18 protein-coding genes are annotated in these 17701 nt (G+C 69.9%); 9 read left to right on the top strand and 9 right to left on the bottom strand.

Features of this window, described 5'->3' with window-relative positions; translation table 11 throughout:
- Nucleotides 1-14: 14 nt before the first annotated feature.
- From M3190_RS06090 to M3190_RS06075, 4 genes are read right to left on the bottom strand one after another with little or no spacing between them, the layout of a single operon-like run.
- A complete protein-coding gene (locus tag M3190_RS06090; RefSeq protein ID WP_251579590.1) occupies nt 15-1520 on the bottom strand; it encodes a GMC family oxidoreductase in 1506 nt (501 codons plus the stop codon).
- Nucleotides 1513-2280, bottom strand: a complete 768-nt coding sequence (locus tag M3190_RS06085) for an ABC transporter ATP-binding protein (protein WP_251579588.1) — start codon at nt 2278-2280, stop codon at nt 1513-1515. The genes M3190_RS06090 and M3190_RS06085 overlap by 8 nt, the downstream gene beginning before the upstream one ends.
- The gene (locus M3190_RS06080) at nt 2280-3122 is read right to left on the bottom strand and encodes an ABC transporter permease (protein ID WP_251579586.1); all 843 of its coding nucleotides are present in this window, start codon (nt 3120-3122) and stop codon (nt 2280-2282) included. Before M3190_RS06080 ends, M3190_RS06085 begins: the two co-directional genes overlap by 1 nt.
- 29 nt (nt 3123-3151) lie before the next feature.
- Nucleotides 3152-4159 (bottom strand): ABC transporter substrate-binding protein, encoded by a 1008-nt coding sequence (locus M3190_RS06075; protein ID WP_251579583.1) that lies wholly within the window; start codon nt 4157-4159, stop codon nt 3152-3154.
- 188 nt (nt 4160-4347) lie between these two features.
- On the opposite strand from M3190_RS06075, the gene M3190_RS06070 reads away from it, so the two are divergent.
- Nucleotides 4348-5982: an amidohydrolase gene (locus M3190_RS06070; protein ID WP_251579581.1), complete on the top strand. Its 1635-nt coding sequence runs from the start codon at nt 4348-4350 to the stop codon at nt 5980-5982.
- On the opposite strand, the gene M3190_RS06065 is transcribed toward M3190_RS06070, so the two are convergent.
- Nucleotides 5967-6908, bottom strand: coding sequence for a LysR family transcriptional regulator (locus tag M3190_RS06065; RefSeq protein ID WP_251579579.1), 942 nt, complete (start codon nt 6906-6908; stop codon nt 5967-5969). The two genes, M3190_RS06070 and M3190_RS06065, sit on opposite strands and share 16 nt — an antisense overlap.
- A 152-nt stretch (nt 6909-7060) precedes the next feature.
- Between M3190_RS06065 and M3190_RS06060 the strand changes: the two genes are divergently transcribed.
- From M3190_RS06060 to M3190_RS06030, 7 genes are all read left to right on the top strand, one after another.
- A complete protein-coding gene (locus M3190_RS06060; RefSeq protein WP_251579577.1) occupies nt 7061-8383 on the top strand; it encodes a flavin-containing monooxygenase in 1323 nt (440 codons plus the stop codon).
- Nucleotides 8380-8820: a RidA family protein gene (locus M3190_RS06055; RefSeq protein ID WP_251579575.1), complete on the top strand. Its 441-nt coding sequence runs from the start codon at nt 8380-8382 to the stop codon at nt 8818-8820. Before M3190_RS06060 ends, M3190_RS06055 begins: the two co-directional genes overlap by 4 nt.
- The gene (locus M3190_RS06050) at nt 8817-9482 is read left to right on the top strand and encodes a DUF1028 domain-containing protein (protein ID WP_251579572.1); all 666 of its coding nucleotides are present in this window, start codon (nt 8817-8819) and stop codon (nt 9480-9482) included. The genes M3190_RS06055 and M3190_RS06050 overlap by 4 nt, the downstream gene beginning before the upstream one ends.
- Entirely contained in the window at nt 9475-10638 is a 1164-nt protein-coding gene (locus M3190_RS06045) for an amidohydrolase (protein WP_251579570.1), read from the top strand. Before M3190_RS06050 ends, M3190_RS06045 begins: the two co-directional genes overlap by 8 nt.
- Nucleotides 10622-12106: an aldehyde dehydrogenase family protein gene (locus M3190_RS06040; protein ID WP_251579568.1), complete on the top strand. Its 1485-nt coding sequence runs from the start codon at nt 10622-10624 to the stop codon at nt 12104-12106. Before M3190_RS06045 ends, M3190_RS06040 begins: the two co-directional genes overlap by 17 nt.
- A gap of 26 nt (nt 12107-12132) precedes the next feature.
- A complete protein-coding gene (locus tag M3190_RS06035) occupies nt 12133-14088 on the top strand; it encodes a primary-amine oxidase (RefSeq protein ID WP_251579561.1) in 1956 nt (651 codons plus the stop codon).
- A 75-nt stretch (nt 14089-14163) separates the two neighbouring features.
- Entirely contained in the window at nt 14164-14667 is a 504-nt protein-coding gene (locus tag M3190_RS06030; protein WP_251579558.1) for a hypothetical protein, read from the top strand.
- On the opposite strand, the gene M3190_RS15510 is transcribed toward M3190_RS06030, so the two are convergent.
- From M3190_RS15510 to M3190_RS06010, 4 genes are read right to left on the bottom strand one after another with little or no spacing between them, the layout of a single operon-like run.
- Entirely contained in the window at nt 14605-15405 is an 801-nt protein-coding gene (locus M3190_RS15510; RefSeq protein WP_251579556.1) for an MOSC domain-containing protein, read from the bottom strand. The two genes, M3190_RS06030 and M3190_RS15510, sit on opposite strands and share 63 nt — an antisense overlap.
- A gap of 43 nt (nt 15406-15448) precedes the next feature.
- The gene (locus tag M3190_RS06020) at nt 15449-15769 is read right to left on the bottom strand and encodes a hypothetical protein (RefSeq protein WP_251579548.1); all 321 of its coding nucleotides are present in this window, start codon (nt 15767-15769) and stop codon (nt 15449-15451) included.
- A gap of 40 nt (nt 15770-15809) precedes the next feature.
- The gene (locus tag M3190_RS06015) at nt 15810-16679 is read right to left on the bottom strand and encodes an aldo/keto reductase (RefSeq protein ID WP_251579546.1); all 870 of its coding nucleotides are present in this window, start codon (nt 16677-16679) and stop codon (nt 15810-15812) included.
- 39 nt (nt 16680-16718) lie between these two features.
- A complete protein-coding gene (locus M3190_RS06010; RefSeq protein WP_251579544.1) occupies nt 16719-17351 on the bottom strand; it encodes a LysE family translocator in 633 nt (210 codons plus the stop codon).
- Between the two features lie 50 nt (nt 17352-17401).
- Here M3190_RS06010 and M3190_RS06005 point away from each other — a divergent pair, with 50 nt between their 5' ends.
- Nucleotides 17402-17698, top strand: a complete 297-nt coding sequence (locus tag M3190_RS06005) for a rhodanese-like domain-containing protein (RefSeq protein ID WP_064001585.1) — start codon at nt 17402-17404, stop codon at nt 17696-17698.
- Nucleotides 17699-17701 lie beyond the last annotated feature (3 nt).

The following is a 17701-nucleotide window of genomic DNA, read 5'->3' as shown; positions in this document are numbered from 1 at the left end:
TCGGTCCCACGACGTCAGGACGCCGCATCGGCGCGGACGAGGTCGACGGCGCGCTCCGCGACGGCCATCACCGTCCCCACCGGATTCAGGGCGGTGACGGTCGGGAACACGGATGCATCCACGACGCGCAGACCCTGCACGCCCCGCACCTTGAGCTCACTGTCCACGACGGCGAATGCGTCGTCGTCGGCCCCCATCCGGCAGGTGCACGAGACGTGGTACACCGTCTGGTGCGTGGCGCGAAGGACGGCTGACAGATCCTCGTCGGTCTGGACGCCCGGGCCGGGGAACACCTCGCGGACCACGTGCGAGGCGAACGGTTCCTGCAGCGCGACCTGGCGTGCCCGACGGACGCCGGCGACCAGCATCCGTTCGTCCCGCCCCTCAGGGTCGGTGAACGCGCGGTAGTCGATCTGAGGAGCGGCGTCGGCGTCGGCGGACGTGATCCACACCCGGCCGCGACTGCGCGGCTTCGCGACGTTCGGCGCGAACGACACGTTGTTCTCCGGAATCACCGCACCGTGATTCTCGGCGTGGACCGTCCACGATTCGAGCGGGATGTGTGTCGAGACATCCGGAACAATGCTGTCGGCATCGACGCGGAAGACGTAGCCGGCGTCCCACCCCGTTGCGCACACGTCGCTGCGCTCCCCCGTCGCCTCCCACACGATCAGACCCTCCGCATGGTCCTGCAGGTTCTCACCGACACCGGGGAGATCGACCGCGACGGCGACGCCCGCCTCGGCGAGCACCTGCGAGGGCCCGATCCCCGAGCGCATGAGGAGCGCGGGCGAATCGATCGCGCCGCAGCTGACGATGACCTCTCGCCTCGCCGAGACGATCCCGTCCTCCACCCGGACGCCGACGGCGCGCCCGTCGTCGAGAACGACGGCGTCGACCGTGGTCTCGAGCATGAGCGTGAGGTTCGGGCGCTCGACACCGTGCAGGTAGGCGCGGGAGGTGGATGAGCGCAGGTTGGTCGCCGGGTCGTACCCGATCTCGAAGAACCCGGCGCCCTCGGTGAACTCGGTGTCGTTCCACGATTCCCGCCGCGTGAGCCCGAGAGCGGATGCCGCTGCCTCGACCGCGTCCGCGATGTACGGGTTGCGATCCTGGACGGCAACAGGACCGATCGGTCCGACGACGCGGTCGAACGCGCGCGAGACCGTGTCGTAGTCCCACCCCTCGACGCCGAGCGCCGCCCACTCTTCGAGGTCGCCGCGCAGGGGTCGCCAGGTGATCATCGTGTTCGCGGTGGAGCATCCCCCGAGGATGCGGAGTCTGGCCTGACGGATGCCGGAGTTGCCGCGTTCCTGCGGAACGCTGCGGTAGTCCCGGTCGTACTCCCCCTCCAGCATCTCCGCCCAGCGGCGGATGGAACCCGCGCGCTCCTCGTACTCGTCGCTCGGACCCGCTTCGATCAGGCACACCGACACGTCGGGGTCTTCGCTCAGCCGGGCGGCGACGATGCACCCCGCCGTCCCGCCTCCGACCACGACGTAGTCGAAGGCATCAGCCATGGTGGATGAGGCCGAGGATGTCGCTGTAGTACCGGTGGAACTCGGGGCTGCCGATGATCTCGGGGTCGCGCGGACGCGGCAGGTCGATCGTGAACTCGGCACGGACCTTGCCCGGCCGGGGGGTCATCGCGACGACGCGGTCGGAGAGGAAGACGGCTTCCTCGATGTCGTGCGTGATGAGCATGACCGTCATCCGGTTGCGTTCCCAGACGGTCGTCAGCAGCTCCTGCATGGTGCGACGAGTGAGCGCGTCGAGGGCACCGAACGGCTCGTCCATGAGGAGGACCTCGGGACCGTACGCGAGGGAGCGCGCCAGCGCGACGCGCTGCTGCATGCCGCCCGAGAGCTGTGCGGGATAGGAGTCCTCGAAGCCCGACAGTCCGACCTGAGCGAGAACGTCCCGTGCACGGTCCACGCGCTGACGGCGCGTCATGCCGGGCTCGCCGCGCAGGGCGAAGACGACGTTGTCGATGGCGCTCAGCCAGGGCAGGAGCGTCGCGGACTGGAAGACGACGCCGCGGTCGCGCCCGGGCCCCTGGATGGGGGTGCCCTGGATGGATGCCTCGCCGGCTGTCGGCGACTCGAGCCCGGCGATGATCGACAGGAGCGTGCTCTTGCCGCAGCCGGAGGCACCCACGACTGAGACGAACTCCTGATCGCCGAGGGTCAGCGAGACCTCACTGAGGGCGTGGACGTCACCGAAACGCTTGTCGACGGCGTCGATGCGGACCTTGGGTGTGAGGACGGCGGTCGCGGACATCAGGAGCGTCCCTTCATGTAGCGGAAGAAGCGGCGGCCGAGCGCGCGCATGATCTGGTCGAACACGAGGCCGAGCAGGCCGAGCACGATGACGTAGCCGATGATGAGGTCGGTCTCGAGGAAGCGCTGCGCCTGCGTGATGCGGTAGCCCATTCCGGATGTGGCGGCGACGAGTTCGGCCACCACCAGCCAGGTCCACGCCCACCCGAGGCTGATGCGCAGGGCATCCCAGATGCGCGGCAGAGCGGACGGCAGCACGATGCGCAGCAGGATCTGGCCGCGGCTGAGGCCGAGCGTCGCCCCCAGGTTGCGGTAGGACACCGGGACGCGGCGGACGGCGTCCGCGAACAGCAGCACCTGCTGGAAGAACGTGCCGAGGAAGATGATGAGGAACTTCTGCGCGTCATCGGTTCCGACCCACAGGATCGTGAGCGGCACGAAGGCGACCACCGGCATGTAGCGAATGAAGTCGACGATGGGTTCGACCGCTGCCTCGACGCGCACCAGCGCGCCGCACAGAAGGCCGAGCGGGATCGCGAGGACGGTGCTGGCGAGGAAGCCCACCATCACCCGGTACGTGCTCACGCCGATGTCGGACCAGAGCTCGCCGTTCGCCGCCTGCTCTCCGAGCTTCTGCACGACGGCGATCGGCGAGGGCAGGAACAGCGGGTTGACCAGTTCCGACACCGTGATCGCGGTCCACACGGCGACCAGGGCCACGAAGCCGGTGACCGCGGTGATGAGGTACTGCCGACGCGTCAGCGGCGCGCCGACCACGGGCCGGGCGGAGCCCGCCGCGCGCGACCGGCGCGCGACGGGAGCCGTCGGAGGGGTGATGGTCATAGGAGTGACCTCCGGGGTCGAGGTGAGGGTCACGGGGCGTTCTCGACGAACTCCGTGTCGATGAGCGCGGCGAGGTCCGCACCGCCCTCGAGCAGGCCGATCTTCGTGGCGACCTCTTCGACGGCGGGCAGGACCGACTCCGCGTAGTCGCCGCCGAAGCGCTCCTTGTTGTCGGCGAGCGAGTAGAACTCGACACCGTCGAACGCGGTGGCGAGCGCGTCGACATCGCTGCCGACGTTCTCCGCGATGATGGAGCGAGCCTCATCGGTGTCGGAGTTGTAGAAGTCGACGGCCGGGCCCCAGGCGTTCACGACCTTCTGGACGGCCTCGGGGTTCTCCTCCAGGTAGCCGTTGTCGACGATCAGCACGTCGCTGATCAGTCCGGTCTTCTCGGCGGCGGTGAAGATCTTCTCGAAATCGCCGGCCTGGCTGGCCTCCGAGATGTAGGGCTCATACGTGACGGCGACGGGGACGCTGCCACCGATGAGGGCGGTCGCAGCTTCGGAGGGGTCCATCGGGACCGGCGTGATGTCGTCGAGGCTGAGCCCCGCCTCCTCCAGCGCGTACCCGAGCAGGAGGTTGCTGACCGAGCCCTCCTCGAAGGCGACGTTCTTGCCCTTGAGGTCGGCGACATCGGTGATGCTGCCGTCGGTCAGGATGGCGTCGGCGGTGAGCGACGCGTCCAGCAGCAGGACGATCGAGATGTCGAGCCCCTGCTCTTTGAGCTGCAGGGCGGTGTGGCTCGCCACGTTGGCGACCTGGATCCGGTCCGACGCGAAGGCGGCGCTCATGTCGGCGTCGTTCATGAAGTTGGTGATGGTCACGTCGACGGACTCGTCAGCGAAGTAGCCCTTCTCGTCGGCGATGTACCAGGGACCGTAACCGAGCCAGGGCTGGATGCCCATGCCGACGGTGTCGGTGCCGGCGGCCGAGCCGGCGGTCGCGCCGGTGGAGGCGCAGGCGGTGAATGCGAAGGCGGATGCGGCGGCGATCCCGACCGCGGCGGCCGTACGGGGGAAGCGGGTGGAGCGGAACATGCGTGTCCTTCCAGGAACAGGTGTCGGGCGGGTTCGTCCAGGATCGGCACCGCGGCGGGAGGTCTGCAAATAGCGGAGATCGTGACGGTACATCAAAAAATGTGATGCAACTAGCCGGCAATATCGGCGTTACAAATGCGAAACGCGGACCCCGGACAGTGAGGGCCTCCCCCGATCGAGAGGACAGCATGTCCACGACGCTCTACACCAACGGCCTGCTCTACCTCGGCGACGGTCGGAGTGAGCCCGGCCACCTCCTCGTCGACGACGACCGGATCGCCGCCGTCCTCCCCGCTGCCGCACCTGCGCCCGCCGCCGATCAGGTCGTCGATCTTCGGGGCGGCACGCTGCTTCCCGGCTTTCAGGACGCGCACGTGCATCCCGTTCTCGCGGGGCTGCAACTCATCGGCGTCGATCTCACGCCGGCGCATTCACGGGAGGGATACCTACGGATCGTGGCCGAGTTCGCCGACGCGCATCCGGATGCCGCGGTGCTGCGCGGCGGAGGGTGGTTCGGCGACGTCTTCCCGGGCGGCTTCCCCTCGGCATCCGATCTCGATGAGGTCGTTGCGGATCGACCCGTCGTCCTCTACAGCCACGACGCGCACGGCGTCTGGGTCAACAGCGCGGCGCTCCGCGCCGCGGGCATCGACGCCGCGACCGTGGATCCCGCGGGCGGGCGCATCTTCCGTGACGAGACCGGACATCCGACCGGAATGCTCGTCGAAGCCGCCGTCGGACTCATCGTCGACCTGCTGCCGGAACCCGATGCGGACACCCTGGTCGCCGCGCTCCTCGCGGCACAGGGTCGACTGCATTCGATGGGTGTCACCGCCTGGCAGGACGCCGCGGTCGGCGCATCCGACATCGGACCGGACGCCCTGCCCGCCTACGAGCGCACGGCTGCAGACGGGCGGCTGACGGCGCGGGTGGTCGCCGCTCTCTGGTGGGACAGGGCGCGCGGCCTCGGCCAGATCGACGACCTCCTCGCGATCCGCGACCGGCTGGCGGCGGTGGGCCGCATCGACGGTGGCACGGTGAAGGTGATGGTGGACGGGATGGTCGAGAACCGGACGGCCGCCATGCTCGAGCCCTTCGACGGCCTTGGCGACGATCGAGGCGTGACCTTCATCGCGCAGGGGGACCTCGACGCCCTGAGCGTGGCTCTCGATGCCGCGGGCTTTCAGATCCACTATCACGCGGTGGGCGACGGCGCCGTCCGGAGCTGTCTCGACGCCGTCGAGGCGATCCACGCGCACCGGGGCGCCACACCGAACCGCCATCACATCGCTCACCTCGACGTCGTGGACGACGCCGACGTCCCGAGGTTCGCGGCCTTGGACGTGTCGGCGAACGTGACGGCGCTGTGGGCGCGGACCGATGAGGAGATCGTGACGCGGAAGCTCCCCCTGCTCGGTCCCGAGCGCGCTCGCAGGCACTTCCCCTTCGCCTCCATCGCGGCAGCCGGCGGCCGCATCGTCGGCGGGAGCGACTGGCCGGTGACGGACCCGAACCCGCTGTGGTCGGTGCGCACGGCGGTGACCCGGACGGGCGTCCCGGAGGACCCGCATGCGATCGGCACCGACGTGCTCACCGTCCCGCTGCTCGCTGAGCAGGCGTTGCCCCCGTCGACCGCGCTCGACGCCTACCTGTCGCAGGCGGCATGGATCAACCGACTCGAACAGACCACGGGAGCGCTCCGCGAGGGGATGCTCGCAGACCTCGTCTGGATCGATCGAGATGTGAGGGACGTGACAGGACTCGGCTCCGCGCGCGTGCTCCGGACGGTCGTCGGCGGGCAGGTCGTCTACGAGGCGGATTGAGTCTCCGCACCCAGGACGCGCGCGACGGCGCTCCGGGCCTCCGCCGCGAACAGTTCGGCCTTGCGCGTGAGCCGGGTCGATGACGCCCGCCGCGCCAGGACGATGTCCAGCGGCGTGGTCGGTTCGACGATCGCCAGCCGATGAAGCTCGCCGCCGGAGTACGTGTAGCCGAGCTTCGGCTGCTGATTCAGCAGGGTGAACCCGTGTCCGCTGGCGACCATCGCACGCACCCCCTCGAAGTTGGCGAACCGGTAACGGACCGAGGGTCGCAGGCCGTTGTCGGTGAATGCCTGCAAGAAGTAGTCGCGACTGACCGGGAGATCGAGCAGGACCATCGGCTCGTCGACCAGGTCGGCGAGCCGGACTCGGTCGCGCGAAGCGAGCGGGTGCTCCGCGCCGACGGCGGCGTAGAGCGGGACGGAGGCGAGGACCTCCCGGTCGATATCCCCGTCGAGGCCGAGGTCGTAGCTCAGCGCCACCTCGATCGACTGGTCGTGCAGCGCGTCGTTGACGCCGTCGGCGAGCAGCTCGGTGACGTCGAGCTGCAGCTCGGGATGGCTGTCTTCGAGAGCACTCACGATGTCGGGCAGGTAGAACGGCGCGAGGGTACGGAAGCAGCCGACGCTCACGCGACCCGAGGTGTTCTCGGGACGCAGGGCGTGCACGGCGTCGTCGACCGCCGCGAGGATCCCGCGACTGCGCTGCAGGAGGTCGATCCCCTGCGCGGTGAGCTGCAAGCCCTTCGCGCGGCGGCGGATGAGCAGTTGGGTTCCGAGAGCCTTCTCGAGGTTGGCGATCGACGTCGAGATGGCCGACTGAGCGACGAAGAGTTCTTCCGCGGCCCAGGTCATGCTGCCGTGCTCGGCCGCCGCGACGAAGTAGCGCAACTGGGCGAGCGAGATGTCCGGGCGGGAGGTGGGTCGCATGGGCTCACATTTCCGATGTGTTTCAGAGATATTGCTATGGAGTCTGCATCTGCATTTTAGATGCAAAAGCGCGTGATCCGGTATTTGCGCGCACGCCGATGGCTTTCCGAGACTCGGGGAGGACTTCACCCCCGATCGAAAGCATCCGCACCATGGCGTCAACCCCCCAGTCGACCACCGCCCCCGTTCCGCGCGACGTGGAGGTGATCGTCGTCGGCGCAGGTCAGGCCGGCGTCGCGATGAGCGAGCACCTGTCGCGCGCCGGCATCCGTCACCTCGTCTTCGAGCGCGGACGCATCGCGGAGCGCTGGCGGTCTGAGCGCTGGGACTCGCTGGTCGCGAACGGTCCGGCCTGGCACGACCGGTTCCCCGGCATGGCCTTCGACGATGTCGACCCCGACGGCTTCGCGACGAAGGAGCAGGTCGCGCGGTACATGACCGACTACGCCGAGCGGTTCGGCGCGCCGGTGCGGTGCGGCGTCGAGGTTCGGCGCGTCCACCGACTCGACGGCGCGCGGGGCTTCGAGGTCGACACGACGGACGGTGTCTACCGAGCCGACTACGTGGTGGCGGCCACCGGAGCGTTCCAGACCCCCGTCATCCCCTCGCTCATCCCCGCGGAAGACGACATCGTCCAGCTGCACTCGTCGCAGTACCGCAACCCCGCGCAGCTGCCTGCGGGCGGCGTCCTCGTCGTCGGGGCCGGCAGCTCGGGCGTGCAGATCGCCGCCGAGCTGCAGCGATCGGGCCGGGATGTGCACCTGGCGGTCGGTCCGCACGACCGGCCGCCGCGCAGCTACCGCGGTCGCGACTTCGTGTGGTGGCTGGGCGTGCTCGACAAGTGGGATGCCGCGACTCCCCCGCGCGGCGCCGAACACGTCACGATCGCCGTGAGCGGCGCGGATGGGGGTCACACGGTGGACTTCCGTCGGCTCGCTGCGGAGGGGGTCACGCTCGTCGGCCGGGCGAACGGATACCGGAACGGGGTGGTGGAGTTCGGTGACGACCTGGCGCGCAACATTGCGGCCGGCGATGCGAACTACCTCGACCTGCTCGACGAGGCGGACGCGTACGTCGAGCGCCACGGCCTGGACCTTCCCGAGGAGCCGGAAGCGCGCGAGTTCGGTCCGGAACCGGCCTGCGTGACCGCGCCGCTCCGTGAGCTCGACCTCGTCGCGGCCGGAGTGAACAGCGTGATCTGGGCAACCGGATTCACATCGGACTACAGCTGGCTCCCGGCGGGCGCTCTCGACGCCACAGGCCGCCCCGCCCACCGGCGCGGTGTCTCGGCGGAGGCCGGGATCTACTTCCTCGGCCTGCCGTGGCAGTCGCGTCGCGGTTCGAGCTTCATCTGGGGTGTGTGGCACGACGCGAAGCATGTCGCCGACCACATCGGCATCCAACGGATGTACGCCGCATACCGCCCGACCACCGAGTCGGCATCCTCCGCACGTGAGAAGGAGACAGTCCGATGACCGCGCACACCCGCATCCGCCCCTTCAACACGAAGGTCACGTATCCGGAGCAGTCGCTCGACAACGACCTGTGCCAGGCGGTCGTCGCCGGCGGCGTCGTCTACCTCCGCGGCCAGATCGGGCAGGACCTCGAGACTCGGGAGAGCGTCGGCGTCGGCGACGTCGAAGCTCAGGCCGAGAAGGCGATGGCGAACATCGACATGCTGCTGCGCGAGGCGGGATCCCGACTCGAGGACATCGTGAAGGTCGTCGTCTATCTCACCGACATCCGGTACCGCGAGCCGGTGTACCGCACGATGGGGCGCTGGTTGAAGGGCGTCCATCCGGTGTCGACGGGTCTCGTCGTCGACGCTCTCGCCCGACCGGAGTGGCTCGTCGAGATCGACGCGACCGCGGTCATCAGCGACCCCGCGGACGACACGGAGGTGACGCTGTGACGCTCTCCCTCGTCGCGCATCTCGATGGCGCGTTCGGTATCGTCATCTCCTCCTCGAGCCCCGCCGTCGCCTCCCGGTGCGCACATCTGCGCCCCGGCGTGGGTGCGGTCGCCTCGCAGAACGTCACGAATCCCGCGCTCGGACCGGCGACGCTCGACGCACTGGCCACGGGCGCTGCGCCGGATGCCGCGATCGCGGCCGCCCTCGCCGCGGACGCCTACGCCGACTACCGGCAGGTCACCGCCGTCGACGCGGCCGGCCGGGTGTCGGTCCACTCGGGGGCGCAGGCCCTCGGCATCCACGGCGCGTCGGTCGGCGACGGATGCGTCGGGGCCGGCAACCTCCTCGCCGGCGCCGACGTGCTCGACGCGATGGTCGCGGGGTTCGCCGCGGCATCCGGTCCGCTGGAGGATCGCCTGCTCGCCGCGCTGGAGGCCGCGGTGGCCGCCGGAGGCGAGGCGGGACCGCTCCGGTCAGCGGGTCTCGCCGTGGTCGAGGGAGCGTCGTGGCGCACGACCGACCTGCGCGTCGACGACCACGACCAGCCGATCGTCGAGCTCCGGCGTCTGTGGGAGCTGTGGTCGCCCCAGAAGGCCGACTATCTGACGCGGGCCGTCGCCCCGGCATCCGCTCCGTCGTACGGCGTTCCCGGCGATGAATGACGCTCTCGCGGCACGCGTCGCAGAGACCGTCGCTGCGCGCCACGATGTGATCCTCGGCGTCAGCCACGCCCTGCACGCGGATCCTGAGACCGCGTGGCACGAGCGTCGATCCGTGGGATTGCTGACGAGGACGCTCGCCTCCTTCGGCATGCAGGTCGAGACCGGGGTGGGCGGACTCGACACCGCGTTCGTCGCTCGCGCGGGAACCGGCTCGCAGACGGTCGCCCTCGTGGCGGAGTACGACGCGCTCGCGGGTCTCGGCCATGCCTGCGGGCACAACATCATCGCGGCGGCGGCGGTCGGGGCGGCGGCCGCTCTCACGCCGCTCGCCGACGAGCTCGACGCGACCGTCCAGGTCATCGGGACACCCGCCGAAGAGGGCGGGGGCGGGAAGATCCATCTGCTGGATGCCGGTGTCTTCGACGACGTCGACCTCGCCATGATGATCCACCCCGGCCCCGCCGACGCGCTGTGGGCACGGCCGCTCGCCGTCGCCCACTTCGACGTCGTCTACACCGGCCGCGAATCGCACGCGTCGGCCTACCCGACGCTCGGGATCAACGCCGCCGACGCGTTCACCGTCGCGCAGGTGGCGATCGGCCTGCTGCGTCAGCAGCTTCCGCCCGGCGTGCGGGTCCACGGCATCGTGCGCGAGGCCGGGACCGCACCGAATGCCATCCCCGGCTCCGCGCTCGGCAACTGGTACGTCCGTGCGTCGTCGCTCGAGGAACTCGAGGAGGCGTTCCGCCGCGTGAGCGCCTGCTTCGAAGCCGGGGCGCTCGCGACGGGGTGCGCGCTGCAGATCCGTGAGACGAGTCCGCGCTACTCGGAGTTCCGCAACGACGAGCCGTTGGCACACGCGTTCGCCGCGCGGGCGGCGACGCTGGGACGGGACATGGATGCCGCCGAGCGGCGCCCGGGCGGCATGAACACCGCGTCCACCGACATGGGAAACGTGTCGCGGCGCATCCGAGCCATCCACCCGTACCTCGGCATCGATTCGGCGCCCGCCGTCAACCATCAGGCGGCCTTCGCCGACGCGACCGTCACCCCGGCGGGCGACCGCGCGGCCCTGGACGGTGCGACACTCATGGCGCAGACGATCGTCGACGCGCTCACCCACCCCGAACAGGAGACTAATGCGCACACACGCTGATTGGACGCGTCTGGCTGCGACGATCACTCCGCGGACTCGGGCGTGGATCGACGGCGCGTTCACCGACGCCGCCGACGGCGCCACGTTCGAGACGGTGAACCCGGCCACGGGAGAGGTGCTCGCTGAGGTCGCCCGTGGCCGCGGACCGGAGATCGACCGAGCCGTCGCCGCCGCACGTGCCTCGTTCGAGTCCGGCGTCTGGTCGCAGGCCGCGCCCGGCGAGCGCAAGCGCGTGCTGCTGGCGGTCGCGACTGCGATCCGCGAGGCCGCCGACGAGCTGGCGTTGCTCGACACCCTCGACGGGGGCAAGCGCATCGCCGACACCTCGGCGATCGATGCCCCCGGCAGCGCCGCGATCCTGCAGTGGTACGCCGAGGCGATCGACAAGATCTACGGCGAGGTCGCGCCGACGGCGGGGGGCGATCTCGCGGTCGTCACACGCGAGCCCGTCGGAGTGGTGGGCGCGGTCGTGCCGTGGAACTACCCCCTCGAGACCGCGATCTGGAAGATCGCCCCGGCACTGGCCGCCGGGAACAGCGTGGTCCTGAAGCCTGCCGAGGACACGCCGCTGTCCGCGCTGCGCCTCGCGGAGCTCGCCGCGGCGGCGGGCCTGCCGGACGGGGTGCTCAACGTCGTCCCCGGGTTCGGCCACGAGGCGGGTCAGGCGCTCGGCCTGCACGAGGACGTGGACGTCATCGCGTTCACGGGCTCGACGGCGATCGGCAAGAAGTTCCTGGAGTACTCGAGCCGGTCCAACGGCAAGGCGGTGTGGCTGGAGTGCGGCGGGAAGAGCGCGAACATCGTCTTCGCGGATGCCGCCGACCTCGACGCGGTCGCCGACTTCGCCGTCGCGGGGATCTTCGCCTGCAGCGGCCAGGTGTGCTCGGCGAATTCGCGCCTGCTCGTCGAACGCTCGATCGCGGCCGAGCTGACCGAGCGGGTCGCCGCACGTGCGCGTGCCCTGACGGTGGGAGATCCGCTCGACCCGGATGCCGGCATGGGGCCGCTCGTGAGCGCTGCGCAGCTCGAGCGCGTCCGCGGCTACGTCGACGCTGCCCGACCGGTGGCACGTCTGGTCGCCGGCGGCGGGGCCGTCGAGAAGAACGGCGGATTCTTCCTCGAGCCGACGGTGTTCGCCGACGTCCCGACGGATGCGACGCTGTGGCGCGAGGAGGTCTTCGGCCCGGTCCTGGCCATCACGCCATTCGACGACGAAGCCGAGGCGATCCGGTTGGCGAACGACAGCGAGTACGGGCTCGCGGCATCCGTCTTCACCGACAGCATCCACCGAGCGCTGCGCGTCTCCCGGGCGCTGCGGGTCGGCACGGTGTCGGTGAACACCGTCGACGCCCTCGACGTCGCGACTCCCTTCGGCGGGATGAAGCAGTCCGGCTTCGGACGCGACCTCTCCCTCCACGCTTTCGACAACTACACCGCACTGAAGACGACCTGGTTCGCCGGGCGCTGACGCTGAACCGCTGCAGGAGCACGACCATGACGCATCCCCTCACCCGACTCTCGAGCGCCGAGATCGAGACGAACCGTTCGCTCGTCCTCGAAGCGGGTTTCGACGAGGAGGCGACGGCGTTCATGCTGGTCAACCTCATCGAGCCCGAGAAGTCCGCCGTGCTCGGCGGGTCCGCACGTGGGCGGCTCGTCGGCAACGTCCTCCTCGACCGGCGAGACGGGACGGTCACCGAGGTGACGACGGACGTGGATGCCCGGGTGCTCGTCTCGCAGCGCGTCGTCGACGTCGTCACAGAGGGGCAGCCGCCGATCGTGCTCGAGGAGTTCGATCGGATCGAGGAGCTGCTGCGCGCGCACGAGGGGTGGACGGCGGCGATGGCGAAGCGCGGGATCGACGACGTGTCGCTCGTGCGCATCTCGGCGCTCTCGGCCGGGCGGTTCGGCCTGGCCGACGAGGACGGTCGCCGCATCGTCCGCTGCTTGTCCTTCCTGCAGCTCGACGCTGACGACAACGCCTGGGCGCACCCCGTCGACGGGGTGGTCGCCTATGTCGATCTCATCACGGGCGAGGTGATCCGCCTCATCGACGACCGGCTCTTCGACGTTCCGCGCGAGCCGTACAACTTCCACCGTGCCGACGAGCTGCCGCCGGCGCGGACGACGCAGAAGCCGATCGTCATCACGCAACCGGAGGGTCCGAGCTTCACGGTCGACGGGGACGTCGTCGAGTGGGAGAAGTGGCGTTTCCGCATCGGCTTCAACCAGGTGGAAGGGCTGACCCTGCACGAGGTGGGGTTCACGGACGGCGACCGTCACCGATCGATCCTGTACCGCGCGTCGGTGGCCGAGATGGTCGTCCCCTACGGCGACCCGAGCCCGGTGCGGTTCTGGCAGAACTACTTCGACGCGGGCGAGTACTCCCTCGGCAAGTCGGCGAACTCGCTCGCGCTCGGATGCGACTGCCTCGGCGAGATCCGCTACTTCGACGCGACGATCGCGGCGACCGACGGACGTCCGCAGACGATCCGGAACGCGATCTGCATGCACGAGGAGGACGCCTCGATCCTCTGGAAGCACACCGACGAGTACTACCACTCGACCGACGTGCGCCGGAACCGACGGCTCGTGGTCTCGTTCTTCATCACCGTCGGCAACTACGACTACGGCTTCTACTGGCACTTCTACCTCGACGGGCGCATCGAGCTGGAATGCAAGGCGACGGGCGTGGTCTTCGCCTCGGCATACCCGGGCGTGCAGCCCGACGGGAGCGACTATCCGTGGGCGTCGCAGATCGCCCCCGGCATCGGTGCTCCGTACCACCAGCACCTGTTCTCGGCTCGCCTCGACGTCACCCTCGACGGGGTGCGCAACGCGGTCGACGAGCTCGAGGCGAAGCGGGTGCCGATCTCGGCCGAGAACCCCTACGGCAACGGCTTCACGCTTTCGACTACGCGCCTGCGGACCGAGCGCGAGGGCGTGAGGGATGCCGACGGCAAGCGTGGCCGGGTGTGGCACATCGTGAACCCCGAGGTCACGAACATCGTCGGCAAGCCGGTCGGCTACACGTTGCGGTCGGAGGGCCAGCCGAGCCTGCTCGCCGACCCGGAGTCCTCCATCGCACGGCGGGCCGCCTTCACGACCCATGACCTGTGGGTGACGCGGTACTCCCCCACCGAGCGGTTCCCCTCAGGTGAGCTCGTGAACCAGAACGACGGCCACGGCACGATCGACCGGTGGATCGAGCGCGACGCCGACATCGACGGCCAGGACATCGTGGTGTGGCACACGTTCGGTCTCACCCACTTCCCGCGCACCGAGGACTGGCCGATCATGCCCGTGGACAGCACCGGCTTCTCGCTCGTGCCCCACGGGTTCTTCGACCAGAACCCCACGCTCGACGTACCGGCCCCGACGCCGGCGCACGGCGCATGTCACACCGGCGCGGCCGTCTGCGGCTGCGGCGACGCGGGCGGGTGCTGCTGACCGTCACGGTCGCTCTATCGCGCGCCCGCCGGTCCAACCTGTGAGACGCACATCTGAGGGGCGTAACGTCCGAAGATGAGCACACACACGCAATCGGGACGCGGCACCGCCGACGTCCTCGGCCTCAGCTCGGTCCTCGTCGGGTCTCTTCCCGCCGGACTGCTGACAGCGGCCGCACCCGAGCGGTACACCGTCCATGCGGTGTTCGACCGGCGGCCGAACAAGGCCGAGATCGACGAGATCGTGGGCGACGACACCGTGCGGCTGCTCGCGGACGCCGGCTACGGGTCGGTCACCTTGACGGTGGCCGACCGTCGCCTCGAGATCCACGACACGACACTCGAAGAGCTCCACGACGGCCTCGCGGCCTTCCTCGCCGATCGACTCGCGGACATCAGCACGGATCTGCGCGCGCAACAGGCCGCGGTCGAGACCCGGACGCTCGACCTCGCTGCGCGGGAGAACGACCGTGCAGCCGCCGTGGCCACGCTGGCCGCCACGGTCTCGTTCGAGCGGTCAGCCCGCCTCGACGACAACCTCGTCGCCGACACGCACGACCCCGCCGCCGCCCGCGGGTAGCAGGAGGACCCCCAGGGTCGCCTCGTCCTGGCCGAACTCGGTCGTCAGGATCCGCAGCAGACGGGCATCCCGCCGTCCGTCGTCGGGGTTCGCGGTGATCGCGGCGCACCGTCCGATGGGACGCTGCACGTCGAACCGGACCTCGCCGATGCGGACGCGACCGGACCATTCGAGCTCGGCCCAGGGCGCGATCCCCGAGACGACGATGTTCGAACGGAAGCGGCGACTGTCGACGGGCGCGGGCGTCGCCGCATCCACGTCCGCAACGGTGGCCGCGCCGTGCACCGACACGTAACCGCGAGCGCGATCCTGGAACCGCGCGGTGCGGCCGTCGCCCACGAGGTGCAGGGGCAGTACGCCCGGGCGCTGCAGCAGCCGCCCGTCCGGGGACCGTTCGACGTATCCCGTGACAGCCGCCGAGAGTTCGTGTCGCCCCGTCTCGTCGAGCCCCGCCTCCGCCAGGAGCCGCCCGTCCTCACTCAGACGCAGCCGGCCGGTCTCCGCATCGAAGTCCGCGCGCACGCGGGCGATCGAGGGGAAGTCCATGAGCGACAGCCCTCTGCTCTTCGGCCACGACTCGAGGCCACCGGCATCCTCGGGCTCGGTCGCATCTGCGAAGCGGAAGGCGAGCACACGGTCACCGGCGATGCGGCCGTCGGCCTGCACGTGGAGTTCGGCGCGGGGTTCGGGCGTGAACCCCTTGACGGGATAGCGATAGAGCTCGGAGACGACGGCCACGCCTCTACCCTGCCCCACTGAGACGGATGCCGCCCGCCCAGGGTCACGTCTGCCGGTAGTGCCGCACCCGCTCGTCGCGCTCGAGGAGGAACTCGTCGTCCTCGGGATAGAACACGGCCTTCTCGATGTCGTCACCGGCGAACGCCGCGATGACGGCGAGGTTCTCCCAGCGCGAGAGGGTGGTGATCTCGGTCCGGCCGTCGCCGAGATCCCGCGTCAACAGCCACGCGCCGAGGTTCCCCGGTGTCGCGCGGTACGCGTCCATGCCGGTGCGTTCGACGTACTGGACGTATCGGTCCTCGTCCTCGGCACGGACGACGCCCGTCCACATCCGGACGATGGGCTGGCCACTGGTATGCGTCACCCGCCCACCCTTGCAGAGGCGGGCGGGTGACGCGAGGGGGTCAGCTGCCGAGCTTGGACAGCTCCGTGAACTCCTCGTCGCTGAGCTCGATGACGGCACCCTGCAGGTTGTCCTCGAGGTGCGCGACGCTCGACGTGCCGGGGATCGGCAGCATGACCGGCGAGCGCTTCAACAGCCAGGCCAGCGCGACCTGCGCGGGCGTCGCGTTCTTGCGCTCGGCGATGTCGGTGAGCGGCGAGTCGGGACCGGTGAGTCCGCCGGTCGCGAGCGGGAACCAGGGGATGAAGCCGATGCCCTGTTCCTCCGACCAGTCGAGGAGCGCCTCGGCGTCGCGGTGCTGCAGGTTGTAGAGGTTCTGGACCGTGACGATCTCAGCGATCTTCTGCGCTTCCTTCACCTCGTCGATGGAGACCTCGGACAGGCCGATGTAGCGGATCTTGCCCTCGTCCTGCAGCGCCTTCAGCTCGCCCACCTGGTCCTCGAGCGGGACCTTCGGGTCGATGCGGTGCAGCTGGAACAGGTCGATGCGCTCGAGGCCGAGGCGGCGCAGGCTCATCTCGGCGCCCTGGCGCAGGAACTCGGGGCGGCCGAGCGGCGGCCACACGTTCGGGCCGGTGCGGGTGAGGCCGGACTTCGTCGCGATGACGACGTCGTCGGCGTACGGGTGCAGCGCCTCCTTGAGGAGCTCCTCCGCGACGTACGGGCCGTAGGACTCGGCGGTGTCGAAGAAGTTGACGCCGAGCTCGACGCTGCGGCGGAGGACGCGGATCGCCTCATCGTGGTCCTTCGGCGGCCCCCAGATGCCGGGACCGGTGAGCTGCATCGTGCCGTAGCCGAGGCGGTTGACCTCGAGGTCTCCGCCGATGCGGAACGTGCCGGACGACTGTGCAGGCTTCGTGGTGTTCGTCATGCGGGGTTCAGCGCATCGGGGCGCCGGAACATTCCCGCGTCAGCTCTTCGCGCCCGTGAACGCGAGCGCGCCGCCGAGACCGATCATGAGGATGCCGCCGGTGCCCGACAGCGCCGAGAGCCGCCGCGGCGAGCGACCGAACCACGTCCGCGCCGTGCCGGCCGCGATCGCCCAGGTGCTGTCGCAGACGACGGCGAGCACCTGGAAGATCAGGCCCAGGAGCAGCAGCTGCAGCCAGACCGGGCCTGCGTCGCGCGCGACGAACTGCGGCAGGACGGCGACGAAGAACGCGATCGTCTTCGGGTTCGTCAGGCCGACGACGAACCCCTGGCGCAGCAGTGTGACGGTGGATGCCGCGGTCGGCCGCCCCTGCTCTACGCGGTGACGCCGATGGCGGATCGCCTGCACGCCGAGGTAGACGAGGTAGATCGCGCCGACGATCTTGATCGCGGTGAAGGCGACGACAGACGAGGCGACGATCGCCCCGACGCCGAAGGCGACGAGGAGGATCGCGGGGATGTTCCCGAGGGAGTTGCCGAGCACGCTGAGGATGCCGGCGCGGCGGCCGAGTGCGATCGATCGCCCGACGACGAACAGGACGCCGGGCCCCGGGATGACGATGATCACGATCGACGCCAGGCCGAAGGCGAGGAGGTTCTCGATCGGGATCATGAGCGAAGACTATCGGCCCGGCATCCGCTCTGATCTGCGAGCATCGAGGTATGCACTCCATCACGACGGCGCAGCTGGCCGAGGCCTCCCCCGCGAACATCATCGACGTGCGCGAACCCGACGAGTTCGCGGCGGGTCACGTGCCGGGGGCGCGCAACATCCCGCTCGCCACGGTGCCCGACCACGTCGACGAACTGCGCGAGCTCGACGACCTGCACCTCATCTGCCAGGCGGGCGGGCGCAGCGCGCGGGCGGCGGCCTTCCTCGAGCACCACGGTCTCGAGACGACGAACGTCGAGGGCGGCACGGGCTCGTGGATCGCGGAGGGTCGCCCGGTCGAGCGCTGAGCG

Source organism: Microbacterium oleivorans (genome assembly GCF_023715745.1).
Lineage (GTDB): Bacteria > Actinomycetota > Actinomycetes > Actinomycetales > Microbacteriaceae > Microbacterium > Microbacterium oleivorans_D.
This window is presented reverse-complemented; position numbering and strand designations above follow the sequence as displayed.

Bases quoted from the DNA above. Each gene is read 5' to 3' on its own strand.
- M3190_RS06090 (WP_251579590.1), bottom strand. From the start codon at position 1,520: ATGGCTGATGCCTTCGACTACGTCGTGGTCGGAGGCGGGACGGCGGGG.
- M3190_RS06085 (WP_251579588.1), bottom strand. From the start codon at position 2,280: ATGTCCGCGACCGCCGTCCTCACACCCAAGGTCCGCATCGACGCCGTC.
- M3190_RS06080 (WP_251579586.1), bottom strand. From the start codon at position 3,122: ATGACCATCACCCCTCCGACGGCTCCCGTCGCGCGCCGGTCGCGCGCG.
- M3190_RS06075 (WP_251579583.1), bottom strand. From the start codon at position 4,159: ATGTTCCGCTCCACCCGCTTCCCCCGTACGGCCGCCGCGGTCGGGATC.
- M3190_RS06070 (WP_251579581.1), top strand. From the start codon at position 4,348: ATGTCCACGACGCTCTACACCAACGGCCTGCTCTACCTCGGCGACGGT.
- M3190_RS06065 (WP_251579579.1), bottom strand. From the start codon at position 6,908: ATGCGACCCACCTCCCGCCCGGACATCTCGCTCGCCCAGTTGCGCTAC.
- M3190_RS06060 (WP_251579577.1), top strand. From the start codon at position 7,061: ATGGCGTCAACCCCCCAGTCGACCACCGCCCCCGTTCCGCGCGACGTG.
- M3190_RS06055 (WP_251579575.1), top strand. From the start codon at position 8,380: ATGACCGCGCACACCCGCATCCGCCCCTTCAACACGAAGGTCACGTAT.
- M3190_RS06045 (WP_251579570.1), top strand. From the start codon at position 9,475: ATGAATGACGCTCTCGCGGCACGCGTCGCAGAGACCGTCGCTGCGCGC.
- M3190_RS06040 (WP_251579568.1), top strand. From the start codon at position 10,622: ATGCGCACACACGCTGATTGGACGCGTCTGGCTGCGACGATCACTCCG.
- M3190_RS06035 (WP_251579561.1), top strand. From the start codon at position 12,133: ATGACGCATCCCCTCACCCGACTCTCGAGCGCCGAGATCGAGACGAAC.
- M3190_RS06030 (WP_251579558.1), top strand. From the start codon at position 14,164: ATGAGCACACACACGCAATCGGGACGCGGCACCGCCGACGTCCTCGGC.
- M3190_RS06015 (WP_251579546.1), bottom strand. From the start codon at position 16,679: ATGACGAACACCACGAAGCCTGCACAGTCGTCCGGCACGTTCCGCATC.
- M3190_RS06010 (WP_251579544.1), bottom strand. From the start codon at position 17,351: ATGATCCCGATCGAGAACCTCCTCGCCTTCGGCCTGGCGTCGATCGTG.
- M3190_RS06005 (WP_064001585.1), top strand. From the start codon at position 17,402: ATGCACTCCATCACGACGGCGCAGCTGGCCGAGGCCTCCCCCGCGAAC.